Below are 19,310 nucleotides of genomic sequence, written 5' to 3'. Positions count from 1 at the left end.
CGCCAAGGCTCCTGCGGCGGCCCGGTTTCCGGCGAAAACGCAACGAGAATTCCCGCTTTCCCGTCCTCTTCGGCCGGCGCTATGCTGAAAGCTCCGATACTCTTCAATCTTGCTGAAGGTTAAGCTTGTACCCCGCCAGCACGCGACCGGCGTCGGTTGGCGTCACGCTTCGGCCGAAGATACCTTCAGTGCGCAACTTCACAAATTGATCATTGCCAACCATCCAAGGCTTTTGACGACCCTGGTCCAGACAAGGACTTTCTGAACTTGGTCGGTTACCGCAAAAAAAATTGGAGAGGATGGACGTTGAGAACTCATGCTGGCTTCCGCGATGTCGGGCGATAGCAGCATCGAACGAATTGAACCTTCTCCGCTATCCGAACATGCCTCAGAATGACATTTGTGGCACTGAGCGGTCACCAAGCTATTCCAGATAAGGCCGGAGCACCTCTTCGATCCATCCCATGAATGCTCGGACACGGCGTGACAGGTTTTGGCGATGAGCGACCACAAGCGACACGTCCAATGGCTCCGGGCGGAAATCAGGCAGAATTTCAACGAGTGCTCCGCTCTCCAGGTGCTGGCGTATACCTGAATACGCAGCTTGGATCAGTCCCATACCTGCGAGACCGGCAGCCTCATAAGTCTGCACACTATTGACATGCAGAGCACCCGGAAGCGGAAGTGTCGCATAGTTGCCGTCACTCCCGTCCGGATACTCCCAGCCATAGGGCTTGGCACCGAGTGTCCTGCTGTAATGGATTGCGCGGTGCGTCTGCAGTTGCAGGTCTTCCAGAGTTTGAGGGATGCCGTGGCGTGCCATGTAGATTGGGCTCGCCGCATTCACCATACGCAGCCGGCCGAGCCGACGGGCGATCAGCGTCTCATCCCCAATCGGTCCGATCCGGAGAACACAGTCGAAGCCCTCCTGAACAAGATCGACCTGCCGATCCGTGCTCGATATCTCCAGCTCCAGCTCTGGATGGGAGGCCATGAATTCCGGCAGGGCTGGTATGATGGTCGTACGCGCGAGTTCTGTCGGCAGATCGACCCGCAGGCTACCTCGGAGCGCAACGCGATCTTTCGCAAACATCGATTGTAGATCGTCTACGTTGGCAAGAATGTCGCGAGCGCGCGCATGGTAGGCCCGTCCGTCTTCCGTGAGTTGCACACTTCGCGTCGTCCGGTGCAGCAATCGAACGCCGACCTCCTCTTCGAGCTTGCGAACGGCGGTGGAGGCGCGCCCCTTCTGTATGCCAAGGCTATCGGCCGCGCGAGTGAAGCTCCCCATCTCGGCAACCCGGATGAAGATGAGGATTGGCTCAAGGCTATGCATTTTAACACGTCTCAATTGGACCAGTTAGGAAGAACAATCTGTTCCTTATAGCGTGGTTTATCATCGAATGGCAAAACAGTAATTTTGGCATGGGCACGAACAATGCACCGTCGATACGACGGAACGCCCAAGCGCCAAGGACATACAATGACCCAATCAAGCACCAAGACCGTTGTCGTCTACCACTCCGGCTACGGACACACGAAACGGCTCGCAGAAGTCGTCGCCGAAGGCGCATCTGCGTTGCTGATCGCGATCGATGCCGAAGGCAACCTCTCGCAGGACGCGTGGGACGCTCTCGATGATGCGGATGCCATCATCTTTGGCTCGCCAACCTACATGGGCGGCCCTACCTGGCAGTTTAAAAAGTTTGCCGACACCTCTTCAAAACCGTGGTTCGGAGAAAAGTGGAAGAACAAGGTATTCGGCGGCTTCACCAACAGCGCCAGTATCAACGGCGACAAGCTCAACACCTTGCAATATTTCCTCCTCCTGGCAGGCCAGCACGGTGGCGTGTGGGTTAGCCTCGCTATGAAGCCTGCGAACGTCAAGGCGTCCAAACGTGACGATCTGAACAGAATGGGCTCGTATATCGGGCCGATGGCACAGTCCGACGCAGATGCAGCCCCAGGCGAAATGTCGGAAGGCGATCTTGAGACAGCCCGGCTTTACGGCGTTCGCGTTGCCGAAATTGCCAGCCGATTTGCAACGGCTCAGATAGCCTGAAAGCCAAACGATCAATTGCTGGTTTCTGATCTCCAAACCAGCTTTTATAGTTCAGGCGGCGAAACGGTCACCATGATTTCTGAAAACCATTCGGAAAAGCACCTATGCTGCACACAATTTTCATCTGCCTTGTCATCGCTGGATTCGCTGGTGCCGGGCTATTCAATGCTATTGGCCTGGCGGCCCAACAGGAAAGCTTTGTTCGCTGGGGTTATCCCCAATGGTGGTGCCGGGCGACCGGCTTGCTGGAACTGGCAAGCGCCGCGCTGATTGCCTTTCCTGCCACTCAGACGGCAGGCCTGGTTATCGGTGCGCTCGTTCTGGCCGCAGCGGCGTTCACTGTGGTGCGCCACCGGGAATTTTCGCATTTGGTGCCGATTGGTGTCTTCTTGGTTGGCCTCGTGGCAGCAAGTGTCACGTCGTAGGCGAAACAAACAATTTCATACCATCAGCATTTGATAGCCTTGGTCCAGCTCTATCAACGGCACGAGCCTAAGGCGACACGATGACCCAGAGTTTGCGGACCGTTTCGATTGTCCGCCAGGTTCCGGTAAAGCCGGGACGCAGGATGAACGTATCGCCGGCAACCAGGCGTCGCGGCTCCTTGTCGTCTTCGACAAGTTCGATGACGCCTGACAGAATGGTGCAATATTCCCAGGTCTCGCCCTTGATCGATCGGGTCGCGCCCGGTGTCGCCTCCCAGATACCGGAGCGAATTCGGCCATTCGCTACATTGTCCTGTTCCCATGTCTTGTAGGACGGGCTACCCTCGATAAGGCGTTCCGGAAGGGCCTGGCTTTCCCGCGCGATACCGGGATTCTGCAGATCGAAAACGATCATGTTCGACATACTATTGCTCTCCAATTTGCATCACGAAAGCGCGTCCGCGATTGATTTTCCGCAGGCCTGCGTACTGGCGGTTCCGCCGAGATCGTGGGTGCGCAGGGCGGGTTGCTTGAGCACCGTCTCAACCGCCGCCATGATACCAGCTGCGGCTTCCATTTCGCCGAGATGTTCGAGCATCATGGCAGCCGACCAGATTTGGCCGATCGGATTGGCGACGTTCTTGCCGGCTATATCAGGCGCCGAACCATGCACCGGTTCGAACAGGGAAGGGTGCTCGCCGCCTGGATTGATGTTGCCTGACGGGGCGATGCCGATCGTGCCGGCGCAGGCAGGGCCAAGGTCGGACAATATGTCTCCAAATAGGTTGGAGCCGACAACAACGTCGAAAATCTGCGGTTTGAGCACGAAATTGGCTGTCAGGATATCGATGTGAAACTTGTTCCAGCTTACATCGGGATAGTTTTTCGCGATTGTTTCGACGCGTTCATCCCAGTAAGGCATGGTGATAGCGATACCGTTGGATTTGGTGGCCGAGGTAAGGAGCTTGCGCGGCCGCTTTTGCGCCAGATCGAAGGCGAATTTGAGGATGCGATCGACGCCCTTGCGGGTCATGATCGTTTCCTGCAGCACCATTTCGCGGTCTGTACCCTCGAACATGCGTCCCCCGACGGACGAATATTCGCCCTCGGTATTCTCACGCACCACCCAGAAGTCGATGTCGCCGGGCTTGCGGCCGGCGAGCGGGCAGGGCACGCCCTTCATAAGACGCACCGGCCGCAGGTTGACATATTGGTCGTATTCGCGACGGAACTGCAGCAGCGAGCCCCAGAGTGATATGTGGTCGGGCACGATGTCTGGCCAGCCAACGGCGCCGAAGAAGATCGCCGAAGGCCTGCCGATCTCCTCCTTCCAGTTCTGGGGCATCATCCGGCCGTGCCGGGCGTAGTAGTCGCAGTTGCCGAAGTCATGCCATTTCTGCTTGATCGTAAAGCCGTAGCGACTGGCCGCCGCCTCCAGCACGCGGATGCCTTCGGGCATCACTTCCTTACCGATGCCGTCGCCGGCAATGACGGCAATATCATAGGTTCGCTCGGCCAATGGTTCTCTCCTTCTCGGCAATCGCAGTCTTACAGTGCTCTGGTCTTCAGGCCGCCCATGTGGAAGGCCTTGGTTTCGAGATATTCATCGATGCCGGTCGGCCCTCCTTCACGGCCAAGACCAGATTGCTTGATGCCGCCGAAGGGCGCGATCTCCATCGACACGCTGCCGGTATTGAGCCCCACCATGCCGAATTCCAAGGCTTCACTGACGCGCCAAGCGCGGTGCAGATTCTCGGTGAAAAAATAGGCGGCCAGGCCGAATGGCGTGTCGTTGGCGATGGCGATGGCCTCGGCTTCGTCGCCGAAGCGGAAGAGCGGCGCCACCGGCCCGAACGTTTCTTCGCTCGCGAGGCGCATAGCCATTGTGGCGCCTTTCAGCACCGTCGGTGCAACATAGCGGCTGCCTTCAGGAAGGGTGTCTCGCGGGGTTATGTTTTCGGCTCCCAGCGCCAGCGCATCGGCGACATGAGCGTGGATCTTGGCGACGGCGGCATCGTTGATCATCGGCCCGATATCGGTGCCCGTCTTGGTGCCGGGGCCAACTTGCATGGCGCCGACCCGCGCCGCCAACCGTTCAGCGAATGCATCGTGAATGCCATCCTGGACAAGCAGCCGGTTGGCGCAGACGCAGGTCTGGCCGCCATTGCGGAACTTCGAGGCGATCGCCGCCTCGACGGCGACATCGAGATCTGCATCGTCAAAGACGATAAAAGGTGCGTTGCCGCCCAGTTCCAGGCTGAGGCGTTTGACGGTCGGCGCGCTCTGCGCCATCAGCATCGAACCGATACCGGTCGAACCGGTGAAGGACACTTTGCGCACGTCCGGGCTTGCCATCAGCGTGGCGCCGATCGCTTGGGGCAGGCCGGTGACGATGTTGATGACGCCGGGCGGAATGCCGGCGCGCTGCGCCAGTACGCCGAGCGCCAGGGCGGAATAGGGGGTGAAGTCCGAAGGCTTGATGACAACGGTGCAGCCGGCCGCCAATGCCGGGCCACATTTTCGGGTGATCATCGCATTGGGAAAATTCCAGGGCGTGATGATGGCGGCGACACCGACCGGCTCCTTGGTCAGGAGAATACGGCGATCGGCAGAAGGGGCCGGCAATGTCATGCCGTAGGTGCGGCGCGCTTCCTCGGCAAACCACTTGATGAAGGATGCGCCGTAGAGTACCTCGCCGCGCGCTTCCGCCAGCGGCTTGCCCTGCTCGGCCGTCATGATCTCGGCCAGATCGTCGACATGTTCCAGCATCAAAGCGTGCCAGCGTTCCAGAAGGCGGGATCGCTCTCCAGGCGTCGTCAGACGCCATGTCCGCAAAGCCTCCGAGGCCGCCGCAATGGCTGCCTGCGTATCGCTGGCATCGCAATCGGGGATATGGCCAATGACGTCTCCGGTGGCGGGATTGTCGACGGCCACAGTGGCGCCCGAGCCGGCCGATAGCCAGGCGCCACCGATCAGCGCCTTTTCGACGAACAGGGTGGGATCTTTCAAATTCAGCATATCGTCTTCCTCAATGGTCCAGCTTTCTGTCGATCAGGGCGGGGCCGGTTTGCCCGCCGCCCCCTCTGTCCGGCTCGGGTCTGGAAATGACTCAATCGTCGGCGTAGCCGACGACGCCCTTGATTTCTGTGAATTCGTGCAGGCCGAACTTGCCGTATTCGCGGCCGTTTCCGGATTGCTTGTAGCCGCCGAAGGGGGCGGCGCCATCCCAGGCGGAGCTGTTTAGCCGCACGATGCCGGCGCGCAACTTGCGCGACAGGGCGCGCGCCTCGGCCGGATCTCCCTGGATATAGGCGGCCAGTCCATAGGGCGTGTCGTTGGCGATGGTTACGGCGTCGTTCTCGGTCTCGTAACCGAGAATGGCCAGCACTGGCCCGAAGATCTCCTCGCGGGCGATGGTCATATCGCTGGTGACGCGCGCAAACACGGTCGGGCGGACATAATAGCCGGCATTCAGGTGGGCTGGCCGATCCGGTCCGCCGGCAACGAGTTCGGCGCCTTCCGCGATTCCCTTGTGAATCAGGCGTTGTATTTTGTCGAATTGCAGTTGGCTGACCACCGGGCCGATATTGGTGGAGGGATCGGATGGCGCACCAACGGTGATGGCATCCGCCGTTCGGGCGGCGATGGCAATGGCCTCGTCCATGTGTTCCATCGGTACCAGCAACCGGGTCGGCGCATTGCAGGACTGGCCGGAATTGTCGATGCACCGTCGGACCCCGGCGCTGACGGCAGCGTCCAGATCGGCGCTGCGGAGCACGATATTGGGGGATTTTCCGCCGAGTTCCTGGTGGACCCGCTTGACCGTGGGCGCTGCGGCTTGCGCCACGGAAATGCCGGCGCGGGTGGAGCCGGTGAACGAGACCATGTCGATGTCGGGATGGCTGGCAAGCAGGGCTCCGACGGTCGGGCCGTCGCCGTTGACGAGATTGAAGACGCCTTTGGGGACGCCCGCCTCATGCAGGATCTCGGCGAAGAGAATGGCGTTGAGTGGCGCGATTTCCGAGGGTTTCAGCACCATGGTGCAGCCGGTGGCAAGCGCTGGGGCAACCTTGCAGGCGATCTGGTTGATCGGCCAGTTCCAGGGCGTGATCATGCCGACGACACCGACGGGTTCGTGAACGATCCGCGTGGTTCCTTGCATATACTCGAAATCAAAGGCTTCCATCGCCTTGATCGTTTCGGCGAAATGCGCAAGTCCGATGCCGGCTTGCTGGCTGCGGGACATAGCGAGCGGCGCGCCCATCTCCTTGGAAATGATATCGCCGATCTGATCGTTACGGCGTGTGAGAATACTGAGGATACGCCTCAGCAGTTCAAGGCGCTCCGCTTTGGAGATTTCGGAAAAGCTGGCAAAAGCGGCTCGGGCGGCGACAATCGCCTTCTCCGCATCTGCGGCGCTGCCCATGGCGATCGTCGCAAAAGGCTGTTCGGTGGCCGGATCGATGACATCAAGCGTGTGCTGGCCGATCGGCTCGACCCATTCCCCATCGATGTAAAATTTGCGCGCATTGTTCATGGCTGTCTCCGTCGCCATTTATTGCCCGTTGCGGATGAAATCTGCGATCCGCTCGGCGATCATGATTGTCGGTATGTTGGTGTTGGCGCAGGGAATGGACGGCATCAGCGACGCATCGCAGACCCGCAGTCCCTCGACGCCATAAACACGGCCGGATGGCGAGGTCACCGTCATCGGGTCGGCGGGGGCGCCCATGCGGCAGGTGCCGGAGGGGTGCCAAGTGCCGCCGACATGCCGCCGGACGAATTCGGTTAAAGCTGTATCGTCATCGAGCAATCCGTCAATGGTGGTCCCGAGTGTAACGGCGGAATGGACCAGCGCTGCACGCAGAGGCCCGGCGAGGTCAAGCATTGCCGACAGCGCTCCCCGCTGCAGCGCATTCCATGCGCCGGGAACGGCGACTTTTGCGACACGGGGGGAATAGCTGGAGGGAAATACCGTCCCTCTGTAGCCGTCCAAATGCGGGTCGCGCAGGGTTTGCGCGCCCATGCGCAGAGCCATTTTTAGCCGTTCCAGATCGCGTTCGTCGCTCAGCATCCGGAAATCGACTTCGGGCTCGACAAGCGGATCGGTAGAGGCAAGTTTGAGGGACCCACGCGAATAAGACTTGTTGACCCAGAAGAACAGGCTGCCCATCCGCAGCCCGACCGAATGCCAGCCGGAGCGCGACAAGATGGCGGCGTGCATGTCGCCCTGTGGCGTTTCCGGCAAGCCCGATGAAAAGCGCCAGATCGCCTGTTCGTGATGTTCTTCCCGATCGCGCACCCGCATCGATGGCGGCAGGTAGGCGGCGACCGCGATGGAAGGGTGCTCCATCAGGTTGCGGCCGATGCCGGAACGCGATGCAATGACCGGAATGCCAAGTGCCCTCAAATCGGCGCCGGGGCCAATGCCAGAGCGCAGCAGCAAGGCCGGCGAGTGGATGGCGCCTGACGCAACGATGACCTCCTTCGCCGTGATCGTCTGTGAGATGTTACCGGCAATCTCGGCTCCAACTGCCCTGACGCCGTCGAACAGGATGCGGGTGGCGGTGCTGTCGGTGATGATCCTGAGGTTCGGACGACGGCGGACGTCTGGCGTTAGATAGGCGATTGAGGTGGGCAGACGTTCGCCGGCGTCGCTGACGGCAATCGAGCCGCGAAAAGTGCCGTCCTGCCAGGGGCCGTTCTGATCGGTACGGATCGGGTGACCACGCGCCTCCAACGTCTGCATAACGCGATCGACGAAGGGCGATATCTTCTCACTGGCGATCCGCCGGATCGTCAGCGGCCCATCGGTTCCATGGAGCGGCCCGTCGAAATCGCGGTCGGTCTCGATCTTGCGGAAATAGGGCAAGCAGTCTTCCCAACCCCAGCCCTCGGCGCCCAGCGCCTGCCATTCCGCGTAGTCGGAGGGCGCGCCGCGATTGGCCATCAACGCATTGATCGCCGAACCGCCGCCGAGGATTTTCGCCTGTTCGTAGCGGCGCGGTGTCGGTGGCGCGCTGTTGGACCTGGAATAGCCCATCAGCGAAGTGAGCGAGGACCAGATGTTGCGGGTGTCGAGATAGGCACGGCCGGGATAACGGCTGCGCACCGCGTCGGGCATATCACCTGCGGCGATATTGCGTCCGGCCTCGACAAGAACAACCGTCCGGTTTGGATCTTCCGACAGCCGTGCTGCGAGCACGCAGCCTGCCGAGCCGCCGCCAAGGATCAGGTGATCGGGGATCATGCCACCTTGCCTTGCTTGCGATCGGAGCTACGGGCATTGAGCGCCACCAGCATTACCAGGATGAAGGAAATCGCTGTCAGCAATGAGCTGATTGCCGCGATCGTCGGGTCGATCTCGTCACGCAGTGCCGTGAACATGCGCTTGGTCAGCGTCTGGTATTCGCCGCCAGCAATGAACAGCGACACGACGGTCTCGTCGATGGCGGAGATGAAGGCGAACAACATGCCGGAAATCACGCTCGGGCGGATCTGCGGCAGGGTGACCACGAAGAAGGTGCGCAGCCGGTTCATGCCGAGGCTGCGCGACACCATTTCCTGCGTCGGATCGAATTTCCTCAGGCCCACCAGAACGGAGATGACCACATAGGGAAGGCCGAGCATCATATTGGCGAGGATCAGCCCAGTCATACTGGCGAGCAGACCGACCTGGGCATAGACGAGGAAGACGCCGACGGCGGTGATGACGATCGGCACGACGAGCGGCAGCAGCAACAGCATCTGCAGGCTGCGCACCAGCCGGGAGGATGTCATGTTCAGCGCATAGGCTGCCGCCGTGCCGAAAATGGTTGCCAGGATAGCACTCGAAACTGAGACGATCAGACTGACCCGCGTGGCTTGCATCCAAACTGGGTTGCCGAGATAGGCCTCGTACCAGCGCAACGACAAGGACGGCGGCGGAAATGTCAGGAAGCGGGCGCTTGAAAACGACATTGGCACGATGATGACGATCGGGATGATCAGCCAGGCGAGAATGAGCGCGACAAAGCTGTAAAGCAGAATGTTGGATATGCGCATGCGTCACCTCGTTCCCATGATGCGTTCAAACGGAATAAGCATGCTTGCGAGCCTGAAGATCAGGAAGACGCAGAGCATCAGCACCACGCTAATCGACGAAGCCGCGCCCCATTCGTTGTAGACCTGGATATTGCGGGACACGAGCATGGAAACCATATAGGTCCGTCCGCCGCCCAGCAGTTCCGGCGTGATGTAGAAGCCGAGGGTCAGCACGAACACCAGCACCACGCCGGCGATCACTCCAGGCAGCGACAAAGGCAGGAAAATCCGGGTGAAGACATGCGATGGCGAGCCACCGAGGCTGGCACCTGCCATAGTGAGTTCAGGCGGGATCTTCTTCATTGTGGCATAGAGCGGCAAAACCATGAATGGCAAGAGGATATGGATCGTCGCCAGTACCGTGCCGAATTCATTGTTGATCAGCAGCAACGGCGTGTCTATCAGCCCGGCCTTCTTGAGCGCGGAATTGACGATGCCGGTTCGCTGTAACAGGATGAGCCACGCATAGGCCCTGACCAGCACGCTGGTCCAAAAGGGCAGGAGCACCATTGCTAGAACCAGCACGCTCCACCGTTGGGGCAGGGCCGCCGCCACGTAGGCGACGGGATAGCCAAGCAATAGCGTCACGAGCGTCACGACAATGGCGATGCGGAAGGTCTGCAGGAACGTCATCCAGTAGACGGAATCGGTCAAAAACCGTTGGTAGTTTATAACGGTGAACCCGCCGTCCTGCCAGATCGACTGCCAGGCGAGCCAGACAAGCGGCACGATCAGCAGCGAGACGATGACGAGGAGCGCCGGCGCGAGAAGCAACAGCATCAGCCGTTGCTCCTTGCGATCATGCTGCATCGATGGATTGTTCGTCGACGTGGTCATCATGACACTCCTCAATTCACCGAAATTACTGCTGGATGAAGGACGCCCAACGCTTCTGCGCTTCCTCACCAGCCGGCGATGTCCACCATTCGTCCGACACCAGCACCTGCTTTTCGGCGTTTTCAGGTGAACTTGGCATTTCTGCCGCACGTTCCGGCGAAATCTTGCCGGTGTTGTAGGCTTCAGGGTTACCCGGGCCGTAATCGATGTAGGTCGGGAAATTGGCCTGGATGTCGGGCGTCATGGCCGCGTTGACGAACTTGACCGCTGTTTCCAGATTGGGCGCACCCTTCAGAATGCAAAGCGACGTATATTGCAGGAAGCCCTGGTTGAAGGTGTAGCTGATCGGAGCGCCTTCCTTGGCCACTGCCGTCACACGGCCGTTCCAGGCCATTTCCATATCAACCTCGCCGTCAGCGAGAAGCTGCGCCGACTGAGCGCCCGACGTCCACCAGACGGTCACGTACGGTTTAATTTCTTCAAGCTTCTTGAAAGCGCGATCGACATCCAGTGGATAGAGCTTGTCGGCTGGAACGCCATCGGCAAGAAGGGCTGCTTCAAGTGTAGCCAGCGGGTGGTTGCGCAGCGCGCGCGTTCCTGGAAATGTCTTCACGTCCCAGAAATCCGCCCAGGTTTGCGGCGGCTTGTCGCCAAACTTGTCCTTGTTGTAGGCAAGAACGCTGGAATAGAACTCATAGGCGACGGAGTAGGCGCTCTTGTAAGCGGCAGGCATCTTGTCGGCATTGGGGATCTTGGCGAAATCCAAAGGCTCGATCATGCCCTGCTGGCCGCCGCGGATGCAGTCTTGTGTCGGTGTATCGATCACATCCCAAATTGGCTTGCCCGTTGCGGTCTGGGTCTTGATGACGGGCCATGCGTCGGGCGCGCTGTCCTGATTGACAGTAATGCCGAGTAGCTTGGCAACCGGATCGAGGATGGCCTTGGTCTGCGCCTCCTGATAGGCGCCGCCCTGTGAGACGAAAGTGATCTGTTCCGCCGACGCGATACCGGCGGAAAAAGCGATGGCTGAAGCGGAAAGCACGAGTGTGGAAAGTTTGTGTATCATGTCCGTTCTCCTCTTGTGGCGGGGCTTTGAGCCCCGTTTTAATGGTTGAATGCCGGGTCTTAACGCCCGATTGCATCGAGGAACTGGTACCAGCCGGCGACAAGCCGGACAGCAGGCTCCCTGACGGGATAGAAAGGAACGGGTTTGAGCCGTTCAGAAGTCAAAAGCCCGAGATTTGGACTTTCACCAGCGACGATTGCCGCAATGTGCTTGCCCATGTTGGAGGCCAATGCCACCCCGGTACCGTTGTAGCCGATTGCGTAGACGATACGGTCATCCAGCCTACCTGCATGCGGTATGCTGTCCATCGTCATGGCAACCAGACCCGACCACCGATGTGTGATGGCAACGCCCGCAAGTTCCGGGAACTGCCGCACCATCGCCCGGTGCAGCGCCGCAAACGCGGCCCCAGAGTCTGTTTTTCCGAAGGCGCCGCGACCGCCTGCTTTATGGCGGTCGCCCGCCTTGCGGAACCAGCGCATCATCCGACGGGTTTCGGTGTAGCTGCGGCCCTGCGCCAGCAGCTTTCTACCCGACATTCCGGAAAGCGGCGCTGTGGCGATCATTGCCGAACGGAAGGGTATGATGGCCTTGCGTACCGCTGAGGTGGCAGGGGTCAGGTCCGAATAGGAATTGGTGGCAATCACCACCTGCCGGGCCGTGACTGTGCCCCCCGATGTTTCCAGAAGCATGCCGGATCCCTCGCGGCGGAGTGCCGTCACCGGGGTGTTTTCGAAGACATCGATGCCCGACTTTTTTAGGCCGGCAGCGATCCCGAACACGAAATTGAGCGGATGGATGATGCCGCCATGGGTGTTGAGCATGCCGCCCAGAAAATCTCGCGAGCCGGTCTCCGCCTCCATTTCGGCCGCCGACAAAATGGAGCAGGCGCGATCACCGAGCGCCTGATGCAGCCACTCGACTTCCTTCTTCAGCGAAGTGAGCGAGACTGCATTATGCGCGCAGCGCAACGACCCCGTCGGCCGATAATCGGCTGCGGCAATACCGTAATCCTCGACAAGCTCCCCGACATGATCGATGGCCTCGATGCCGAGATCGTGCATGCGGCGGGCCGTGTCGATGCCGTAACGTGCGGAAATCTCAGAAAAGGCAAGCCGGAACTTGCCCGAGACCACGCCGCCGTTGCGTCCGCTTGCGCCCCAGCCGATGCGGCTTGCTTCCAGCACAACGGCCGATTGGCCCCGGCGGGCAAGGTAGCGTGCCGTCGACAAGCCGGTGTAACCGCCGCCGATAATGGCAATGTCGTAGTGACGACCGCCCGTCAGCGCACCGAAGACCGGGCGGTCGGCAGCTGTCTCCTGCCAGAGCGAGGCAATGTCAGGGAAAGGAGGATGGGCGGTCATCATTTTTGGGTTCCGTGATCAGGCTGCGCTGGCGGTCTGGATGCCTGCGGCCAATTCGGCATCAACCGCGTCAGCAAGCTGCTTTAGCGAAGAAAAATGGAAGTCCGGCTTGGTCAGCACCTTGGGTTCTGGCGTGCCGCCAAAGCCCTGCTGGCCTTGGCGCCGCTCGATCCAGCAGGTCGTGTAGCCCAGATCCTTGGCTATGCCGATATCGTGATGCTGGCTCTGGGCAACATGCAAGATTTCGGACTGCTTATAGCCGGAGGCTGATTGACGGCCCTTGTTGAAAGCGAAGAACTGCGGGTTGGGTTTGGCGCATCCGGCCTCATCGCAGGTAACGCTGTCATGGAAGGGATTGCCCAGCGTCGCCGAATAGGCCGAGAAGGCGGTACGGTCAGCATTGGTCATCGCAACCAGCCGGAAATTCTTGCGCAGACGGGCCAGGGCGTCGACCGAGTCGGAAAACGCTGGCCAGCGCAAGACGGCGAGTTGGAAGGCCTCCGCCGTCGCATCATCGCGCGTCAGGTCGAGTTCTGTTGCCAGCGACAGATAGACATCCTTCATTGCGAAGGAGGAACGACCGTAGAACTTGTCGCGGCCGCGCTTATAAGGTTCAAAGATCGCATCGTCAGAAGCGCGGGCGGCCTTTTCGCCGCCCAATGCCCGAACGGCATTCAGCACGCCCGTTTCGAAATCGATCAAAGTACCGACGACATCGAAGGTCATGACCTTGAAGTGGGTGAGGTTCATAGTCTTCTTTCCTTGTTGACTGTAAGGTTGGAACGGCAGGTTTTAGGACGCTTCCGGCACCACGATCGTATCTTCTGGATGCAACGCCACGGTTATGGCTTCGCCGGGCTTTTTAAGTTGCAATCGGCCGGCATGGTTGCTGGCAAGCCTGAGGCTGAGGTCGTCACCGGACGAGAGCTTCAGAAAAACCCGGATGCTTTCGCCCTGGTAGAGTGTCTCAGTCACGGTTCCGGTCAGTCGATTGACACCGGCCACTTCGTTGCCATCGGCGACGACGAGCTTTTCGGAGTGGACCGCGAGATGCAGACGGGTGTTCTGGGGGACGGCGTGCGACGTGCGCAGGACGACATCGCCGAGCCGGACCGTGTCTTCGCTGGCCCGCTCGACCGATAACAGTGTTGCTTCGCCGATGAAACGGGCAACAAAGGAATCGGCGGGGTGGTCGTGAAGTTGCTCCGGCGTATCGACTTGGACAAAGCGGCCTTTGTTCATGATGGCGACGCGGTCGCTCATCGTCAAAGCCTCTCGCTGGTCATGGGTAACGTAGATGATCGTCGCGCCGAGCTTCCGGTGAAGCCGCTTGAGTTCTATCTGCATGGATTCACGGAGTTGTTTATCGAGCGCCGAAAGCGGCTCGTCCATCAGGATCAGTCCCGGCTCGAAGATCATGGCACGGGCAAGCGCAACACGCTGGCGCTGTCCGCCAGAAAGTTCGTGGATGCGCCGCTGCTCGTATCCGGCGAGCTCGACCATATCCAGGGCTTCGCGCAGCATTCCGGGCCAGCTCGATTTCGGTAGGCGGCGCGCCCGCAGCGGAAATGTGATGTTCTCGGCGACGCTCATATGCGGGAAGAGCGCGTAGTTCTGAAAGACGATTCCGATATCGCGTTTGTGTGGCGGCTCGAATGTAATATCCCGTTCGCCGAGCCAGATGGAGCCCGACGTCGGTTGGACGAAGCCGCCGAGGATTCCCAAGAAGGTTGTCTTGCCGGAACCCGATGGCCCGAGAATGGAGACGAATTCTCCCGCCGCGACTTCCAAGCTAACATCGTCCAGGGCCTGAAAAGCCCCATAGCTCTTGTGTGCCGAGCGGATAGAAACGCCCACGCGTTCTGATTTTTTCAAAACAACCATCTGATCCCACTGCAAAATTAATGCGCGCAAAGGTTCGGATGACCGGCGCCGCATTTGCTGTTGAGCAGAAACCTGAACATATCTGTCGCGCTTGGGCTTCGCTTGCCCTAAGGCTTTATATGTTCTGTTCCCCGTTTTCGTCGAAGATCTTTTGCCTTCTGTGATTGGCACCAGACCAAAGAAAAGACGAACCCGCAATTGAAAAAAAGTTCAGAAGGCTGTTACATCATGTAATGAATAACTTGCGCCGCTCTTTGCCATCGATGAATGGGTTGTTTACTTTCGAGGCTGCTGCACGCTGCGGAAATTTTTCCAAGGCAGCAGACGAGCTCAATGTGACGCCCGCTGCCGTCAGCCGCATGATCGCACGACTGGAGGAGCATCTCGATACGGTGCTGTTTGTTCGGCAGTCTGGGGGCGTAGGCTTGACGGAATCCGGAGGATTACTGTTCGACGCGATTGCCCGTGGCTTTTCGGGAATCGAAAATGCCCTGCGAGAGATTGACGACCGGCGCATCGGGATCCAGACGGTCTCCCTCTCGGTTTCAACCGGCTTTACCACGCACTGGATGATGCCGCGCATGCCGGAATTCAAAAAGCAGTTTCCGACAGTGGATTTGCGCTTCCAGTTGGTGATGGGAGCGCTCGCGGGGCCGGTTAACGATGTCGATCTCGGGATGCGCTTTGTGAGCGGCTCGGATGAGCGGCATGAGGCTGCTTTTATCATGCCGGAAATCCTCATCCCGATCTGCAGCCCGTCCTATCGGGAAAGTCATGGACAGGATGGCGGCGAAGTCAAGCGAACCCCCGACACCACGATCAATCTCAGCGACGCCCAGCCGAACTGGTCCACCCTCTTTTCTCCGGCTAACGAGGGCGATGTGGTCAATTCGATGATCTTTTCCGACTATGCCATTGTGGTGCAGGCAGCGCTTCTGGGGCAGGGTGTGGCACTCGGCTGGCTGAACGTGGTTGCGCATTGGCTGCGAACCGAGACACTCGTGCCGGCGCGCGAGCATCTGATGACAACAGGCCGCCAATGCCATCTCGTCCGTCTTCGGGACAAGCCGGCGCGCGACATCGTCATGCAGGTTCGCGACTGGATGATCGCAGAGCTCAATGACGACATTGTTGCCGTGGACAGGCTCTATCCGGATCTCGGCCTCATGCCGGAGAGTTGGTCTAAGATTTGACTGCGGGTGATGCTTAGAAGGAAAGCAGAGATGCGCTGACCTCCTGAAATCTGATGATTAAAGAACTGCGTCGTTATGCGCTACGGCAAAATCGACAGGCACACGGGTTGAAGGTTCGTTTCCTTTCAAGGCGATATATTGTTATCTCTTATCGGTGTTAAAGCGACGTATCTTTGTGAGAACCATGACAATTTCACGAATGATGGGGAACGACGCTGTCACCGCTAACCGGGACATCTGAATTCTGGTGGCGGTCTACGGTGCTGCCAAGGATGTCGCGAATTTGATGCCGAAGCCAGCCGTTTGCAGGATCGCCATCGGCGTGGCTCGCCCAGACCATTTTCACTGCCGGAAAGGACAGGCTCACGGGTACCGGGCTTACCTCAAGACCGAGAAGTGCCGCGTAACGATCTCCAATCCGGCTCGGTACCGTTGGCAATTACCGGTGCGACCTGCGCCGCCGAAAGCACAGACATATAGCTGGGTGCGGCCGTGATCACGTTCAGTTCCACACCAGCCAATTCCAAGGCGTCCTTGATGCAACCCTGTAATGTCTCGTTCTGGGAGATGGTCGCATGCTCTGCTGATAAATAGTCCGAGAGTTCCACCGGGTTCGATAAGGCCAGCAACGCTGGATTATAGCAGCAAGCCATTTCCGGTTCGTAGAGTGTCTCAAAATACCGTCGGCTCGTCTTCGTGTAGGTACATCCGACCGCGACATCTATGCTGCCATCTTCGAGCGAAGGCTCCATCGCCTCATATGGAAAGACCCTGGCCAGAACCTTGATGCCGGGTGCGTCGCGTCGCAGGCGCATCGTCAGTTCGGGGATCAGCAGCAACTCGATTTCGGGAGACATGGCGATGCGAAACGTCCGTTCTTCCGTCGTAGGATCAAACGCAAAGTTGCCGGTCAGCGCCATCTGTGCCTGGCGAAGGGCATGGCGGACGGGAGCGGCCAAGCTGCGTGCCCGGGCCGTCGGCTGCATCACCTGACCTACCCGAATGAACAATTCGTCCTGCAGGAGAACCCGAAGCGTTGAAAGGGAATGGCTCATTGCAGGTTGCTGGATCTTCAGCCGTCGAGCCGCTTTGGTGACATTCCCTTCCGAAATAAGGGCGTCGAAAGCAACGAGGAGGTTTAGATCGAAAGAACGCAGATTGAAATGATCGATAGTCGTCATGAGCCACATCGATTTGATTGCTGGTGCCGCGATACATACGTGCTCTGAAGGTCAGTTCCAAGACCTTATCGTCAACAAGCCGCGCAGCGCCCAGGAGTTCCCATGCAGACCCGTCGTTCCCTTCTCATCAGCACAGCAGGCGCAGCCCTTGCTGCAGGTGCCATGACCAGCTTGCCAGCCGTCGCCTTGGCCAAGGTGCCAATGGTTGGTAAACAAGCCGCCAGCTTCTATCGCATGAAACTCGGTGACTACGAGATCACCGCGCTCTCTGACGGTACGGTGAAGCTGCCGATGTCGAAAATATACAAGCACATCACCGAAAGTGACGCAGAAACCTATCTCGCCGGTCATTTTCAGGCGGGTTCGGAAATTTCGGTCAACGCTTTTCTGGTCAACACCGGTGATAGGCTCGTTCTGATCGACGCTGGCACGGGTGATCTTATGGGACCGGCGCTTGGCAAACTCGTCTCCAACATCGAGGCCGCGGGTTACAGGGCGGATCAGATTGATGACGTCATCCTCACGCACATCCATGCTGACCATTCCGGCGGACTTATTGCCAATGGCAAGCGGGTGTTCGAAAACGCGATCCTGCACGTCAACCGTCGCGAAGCCGAGTTCTGGTTGAAAGCCGATGCCCAAGCCAAGGCTGGCAAGGTTTTGGGTCCGCAGATTGCTCAGGCCGAGCTATGCGTCAACCCTTACGTAGATGCAAAGAAGTTCAAAACCTTTGAAGATGATGCCGCCCCTTTACCTGGTTTTGGCTCGGTGCTGCGCGCTGGCCATACCCCAGGACACAGTGGCGTCTTCGTGGAAAGTCAGGGCGAGAAGATCGTCTTCTGGGGTGATATCGCGCATGGTGACGTGCTGCAATATGACCATCCGGAGGTCACCGTCGATTTCGACGTGGACCAGACGATGGCGGCCGCCGCACGCTCCGTTGCTTTTGCCGAGGCAGCCGATCAGAAATATCTCGTGGGCGGTGCCCATCACGCCTTTCCTGGCATTGGCCATGTCCGGCGCGACGAGGTGAACTACGACTGGGTACCGCTGGTTTACAGTGCCAATTACTGAGTTCGGATCAGGCTCCGTCTTACTGACGGGGCCAGATATCGTTTTGTCGGCGGGATGATGAATGGCGAGAGCTGAAGATCGACGCTTCCGCTTCTGTTCTATAGCACACGCCGTCCGAACTTGTGATCAAAGCCGAACTATTCACAGTTCAACCGTGGTGAGGTCTGCGCGCGCCCGGAATCAGCCATCAGCCGGTTTCATAGCCAGGATTTTTGCCACGGAAATTGCTTTATCGGAGCGGGGAGCCGCCTCTGCCATTATATCAATCAATGCGCGGCATTCTCCTGCGCCTGTGGCCAGAAGTTCGCGAAAAGAACGGATGCGCGAAAGGGACCATAGCATACTGGCGAGGACCCAAGCCGGGCTTCTATCAAGCCACGCCTTTCCCGAAGGATAAGAGCCTGTAACCGTGCCCTCTTACCAGCCTGAAGCTCTCGTAGACGCCATGCGCGATGTTCAAAGCTTCTTTCCACGATGCGCCTGTGCCACGCCTTACACCTGCGATGGAGATGCTTTCGAATGCGACGCAGAGCGGCGCGTGGCATCGAAGCCAAAGCAGCATGTCAGTTTCGAGCACGGCGGGGAGGCCCGCTTGCGAAAACAGGTCGACCCAGCGCTGGTCGCTCAGTTTCGTTTTCTGTCCGGCGGCCCCGACGACGGCTTTCAGTCTGCCATCAGTATCGAAACTGGCTTGCACAAAGGGCATTCCGAAGGCGCTGCGCTCTGTACCGATCGCGTCCTGCAGGCGTTCGGGTTCGAAATTGTTGAACATGAAGAGGATGTTTCGGGCCGCACTTCTTTGCAATGCCGGCAGCACCGCATCGACCTGATGGGCAAGCAACGTTACGATGACAAGATCGTAGGGCTGATCTTCGTCCAGTTTGTCACTGACGCCGACTGCAACATGCTCGCCCTTTGTACTGACAATCCCGCTATCGGTCAGCAGTTGTCCAAGGCGGTCGGAACCTGGTCTTGCAATGACCATAACCTCGTGGCCACCACGACTGGCCAGGTGAAAGGCGAAAGTGCTTCCGATGCCGCCAACGCCAATCACGGCGATGCGAAGTGGGCCTGAAGTAGAAAACGCGTTCATCGGTTATCTTTCTTGCGGAAGGAGGGTTCGCCGGATGCCTACCAGGGG

General features: G+C 59.0%; 17 protein-coding genes and 1 pseudogene. 4 read left to right on the top strand and 14 right to left on the bottom strand.

Annotation, left to right across the window (positions count from 1 at the left end):
* Window positions 1–424: 424 nt before the first annotated feature.
* Window positions 425–1,336 (bottom strand): LysR family transcriptional regulator, encoded by a 912-nt coding sequence (locus DSM25558_RS23700; protein ID WP_077107121.1) that lies wholly within the window; start codon window positions 1,334–1,336, stop codon window positions 425–427.
* 147 nt (window positions 1,337–1,483) lie between these two features.
* On the opposite strand from DSM25558_RS23700, the gene DSM25558_RS23695 reads away from it, so the two are divergent.
* Together DSM25558_RS23695 and DSM25558_RS23690 are read left to right on the top strand one after the other, a co-directional pair.
* Window positions 1,484–2,062 carry a flavodoxin family protein gene (locus DSM25558_RS23695; protein WP_077107120.1) on the top strand — a complete coding sequence of 193 codons (579 nt, stop codon included), beginning with the start codon at window positions 1,484–1,486 and terminating at the stop codon, window positions 2,060–2,062.
* Between the two features lie 104 nt (window positions 2,063–2,166).
* A complete protein-coding gene (locus DSM25558_RS23690) occupies window positions 2,167–2,487 on the top strand; it encodes a DoxX family protein (protein WP_077107119.1) in 321 nt (106 codons plus the stop codon).
* 67 nt (window positions 2,488–2,554) lie between these two features.
* Here the strand turns inward: DSM25558_RS23690 and DSM25558_RS23685 are convergent, their stop codons facing one another.
* The 11 genes from DSM25558_RS23685 to DSM25558_RS23635 all read right to left on the bottom strand — a co-directional run bounded on the left by DSM25558_RS23685 (window position 2,555) and on the right by DSM25558_RS23635 (window position 14,721).
* Window positions 2,555–2,911: a cupin domain-containing protein gene (locus tag DSM25558_RS23685; RefSeq protein ID WP_077107118.1), complete on the bottom strand. Its 357-nt coding sequence runs from the start codon at window positions 2,909–2,911 to the stop codon at window positions 2,555–2,557.
* A gap of 21 nt (window positions 2,912–2,932) precedes the next feature.
* A complete protein-coding gene (locus DSM25558_RS23680; protein ID WP_077107117.1) occupies window positions 2,933–4,006 on the bottom strand; it encodes a tartrate dehydrogenase in 1,074 nt (357 codons plus the stop codon).
* 29 nt (window positions 4,007–4,035) lie between these two features.
* Window positions 4,036–5,505, bottom strand: a complete 1,470-nt coding sequence (locus DSM25558_RS23675) for an NAD-dependent succinate-semialdehyde dehydrogenase (protein WP_077107116.1) — start codon at window positions 5,503–5,505, stop codon at window positions 4,036–4,038.
* Between the two features lie 91 nt (window positions 5,506–5,596).
* Window positions 5,597–7,024 carry an aldehyde dehydrogenase family protein gene (locus DSM25558_RS23670; RefSeq protein WP_077107133.1) on the bottom strand — a complete coding sequence of 476 codons (1,428 nt, stop codon included), beginning with the start codon at window positions 7,022–7,024 and terminating at the stop codon, window positions 5,597–5,599.
* Between the two features lie 18 nt (window positions 7,025–7,042).
* Window positions 7,043–8,737: a GMC family oxidoreductase gene (locus tag DSM25558_RS23665; RefSeq protein WP_077107115.1), complete on the bottom strand. Its 1,695-nt coding sequence runs from the start codon at window positions 8,735–8,737 to the stop codon at window positions 7,043–7,045.
* Window positions 8,734–9,531: an ABC transporter permease gene (locus DSM25558_RS23660; protein WP_077107114.1), complete on the bottom strand. Its 798-nt coding sequence runs from the start codon at window positions 9,529–9,531 to the stop codon at window positions 8,734–8,736. Before DSM25558_RS23660 ends, DSM25558_RS23665 begins: the two co-directional genes overlap by 4 nt.
* A 3-nt stretch (window positions 9,532–9,534) precedes the next feature.
* Window positions 9,535–10,407 (bottom strand): ABC transporter permease, encoded by an 873-nt coding sequence (locus tag DSM25558_RS23655; protein ID WP_077107132.1) that lies wholly within the window; start codon window positions 10,405–10,407, stop codon window positions 9,535–9,537.
* Window positions 10,408–10,432: 25 nt separating this feature from the next.
* Window positions 10,433–11,473, bottom strand: coding sequence for an ABC transporter substrate-binding protein (locus DSM25558_RS23650; protein ID WP_077107113.1), 1,041 nt, complete (start codon window positions 11,471–11,473; stop codon window positions 10,433–10,435).
* A 59-nt stretch (window positions 11,474–11,532) separates the two neighbouring features.
* On the bottom strand, window positions 11,533–12,840 hold the full coding sequence (locus tag DSM25558_RS23645) for an NAD(P)/FAD-dependent oxidoreductase (protein ID WP_077107112.1): 1,308 nt from the start codon (window positions 12,838–12,840) through the stop codon (window positions 11,533–11,535).
* 15 nt (window positions 12,841–12,855) lie between these two features.
* A complete protein-coding gene (locus DSM25558_RS23640) occupies window positions 12,856–13,587 on the bottom strand; it encodes an HAD-IA family hydrolase (RefSeq protein ID WP_077107111.1) in 732 nt (243 codons plus the stop codon).
* A 42-nt stretch (window positions 13,588–13,629) separates the two neighbouring features.
* The gene (locus DSM25558_RS23635; protein WP_077107110.1) at window positions 13,630–14,721 is read right to left on the bottom strand and encodes an ABC transporter ATP-binding protein; all 1,092 of its coding nucleotides are present in this window, start codon (window positions 14,719–14,721) and stop codon (window positions 13,630–13,632) included.
* A 233-nt stretch (window positions 14,722–14,954) separates the two neighbouring features.
* Between DSM25558_RS23635 and DSM25558_RS23630 the strand changes: the two genes are divergently transcribed.
* On the top strand, window positions 14,955–15,914 hold the full coding sequence (locus DSM25558_RS23630) for a LysR family transcriptional regulator (protein WP_077107109.1): 960 nt from the start codon (window positions 14,955–14,957) through the stop codon (window positions 15,912–15,914).
* A gap of 193 nt (window positions 15,915–16,107) precedes the next feature.
* Here DSM25558_RS23630 and DSM25558_RS23625 read toward each other — a convergent pair.
* Window positions 16,108–17,095: pseudogene (locus DSM25558_RS23625) on the bottom strand (LysR substrate-binding domain-containing protein).
* Between the two features lie 102 nt (window positions 17,096–17,197).
* On the opposite strand from DSM25558_RS23625, the gene DSM25558_RS23620 reads away from it, so the two are divergent.
* Entirely contained in the window at window positions 17,198–18,169 is a 972-nt protein-coding gene (locus DSM25558_RS23620; RefSeq protein WP_077107108.1) for an MBL fold metallo-hydrolase, read from the top strand.
* 370 nt (window positions 18,170–18,539) lie between these two features.
* On the opposite strand, the gene DSM25558_RS23615 is transcribed toward DSM25558_RS23620, so the two are convergent.
* Complete coding sequence (locus DSM25558_RS23615; protein ID WP_200800793.1) at window positions 18,540–19,262, bottom strand: ketopantoate reductase family protein; 723 nt, start codon at window positions 19,260–19,262, stop codon at window positions 18,540–18,542.
* Between the last annotated feature and the right edge of the window lie 48 nt (window positions 19,263–19,310).

The organism is Agrobacterium sp. DSM 25558 (assembly GCF_900100825.1).
In the GTDB taxonomy this organism is placed as follows: domain Bacteria; phylum Pseudomonadota; class Alphaproteobacteria; order Rhizobiales; family Rhizobiaceae; genus Agrobacterium.
The sequence above is the reverse complement of the archived record's forward strand: the minus strand, read 5'-3'. Positions and strand labels throughout refer to the sequence as shown.

What these genes read in the sequence shown, in the direction of transcription:
- DSM25558_RS23660 (WP_077107114.1), bottom strand. Translation starts at nt 9,531, where the DNA reads ATGCGCATATCCAACATTCTGCTTTACAGCTTTGTCGCGCTCATTCTC.
- DSM25558_RS23695 (WP_077107120.1), top strand. Translation starts at nt 1,484, where the DNA reads ATGACCCAATCAAGCACCAAGACCGTTGTCGTCTACCACTCCGGCTAC.
- DSM25558_RS23620 (WP_077107108.1), top strand. Translation starts at nt 17,198, where the DNA reads ATGCAGACCCGTCGTTCCCTTCTCATCAGCACAGCAGGCGCAGCCCTT.
- DSM25558_RS23685 (WP_077107118.1), bottom strand. Translation starts at nt 2,911, where the DNA reads ATGTCGAACATGATCGTTTTCGATCTGCAGAATCCCGGTATCGCGCGG.
- DSM25558_RS23615 (WP_200800793.1), bottom strand. Translation starts at nt 19,262, where the DNA reads ATGAACGCGTTTTCTACTTCAGGCCCACTTCGCATCGCCGTGATTGGC.
- DSM25558_RS23655 (WP_077107132.1), bottom strand. Translation starts at nt 10,407, where the DNA reads ATGACCACGTCGACGAACAATCCATCGATGCAGCATGATCGCAAGGAG.
- DSM25558_RS23650 (WP_077107113.1), bottom strand. Translation starts at nt 11,473, where the DNA reads ATGATACACAAACTTTCCACACTCGTGCTTTCCGCTTCAGCCATCGCT.
- DSM25558_RS23675 (WP_077107116.1), bottom strand. Translation starts at nt 5,505, where the DNA reads ATGCTGAATTTGAAAGATCCCACCCTGTTCGTCGAAAAGGCGCTGATC.
- DSM25558_RS23640 (WP_077107111.1), bottom strand. Translation starts at nt 13,587, where the DNA reads ATGAACCTCACCCACTTCAAGGTCATGACCTTCGATGTCGTCGGTACT.
- DSM25558_RS23635 (WP_077107110.1), bottom strand. Translation starts at nt 14,721, where the DNA reads ATGGTTGTTTTGAAAAAATCAGAACGCGTGGGCGTTTCTATCCGCTCG.
- DSM25558_RS23670 (WP_077107133.1), bottom strand. Translation starts at nt 7,024, where the DNA reads ATGAACAATGCGCGCAAATTTTACATCGATGGGGAATGGGTCGAGCCG.
- DSM25558_RS23690 (WP_077107119.1), top strand. Translation starts at nt 2,167, where the DNA reads ATGCTGCACACAATTTTCATCTGCCTTGTCATCGCTGGATTCGCTGGT.
- DSM25558_RS23645 (WP_077107112.1), bottom strand. Translation starts at nt 12,840, where the DNA reads ATGATGACCGCCCATCCTCCTTTCCCTGACATTGCCTCGCTCTGGCAG.
- DSM25558_RS23630 (WP_077107109.1), top strand. Translation starts at nt 14,955, where the DNA reads ATGAATAACTTGCGCCGCTCTTTGCCATCGATGAATGGGTTGTTTACT.
- DSM25558_RS23665 (WP_077107115.1), bottom strand. Translation starts at nt 8,737, where the DNA reads ATGATCCCCGATCACCTGATCCTTGGCGGCGGCTCGGCAGGCTGCGTG.
- DSM25558_RS23700 (WP_077107121.1), bottom strand. Translation starts at nt 1,336, where the DNA reads ATGCATAGCCTTGAGCCAATCCTCATCTTCATCCGGGTTGCCGAGATG.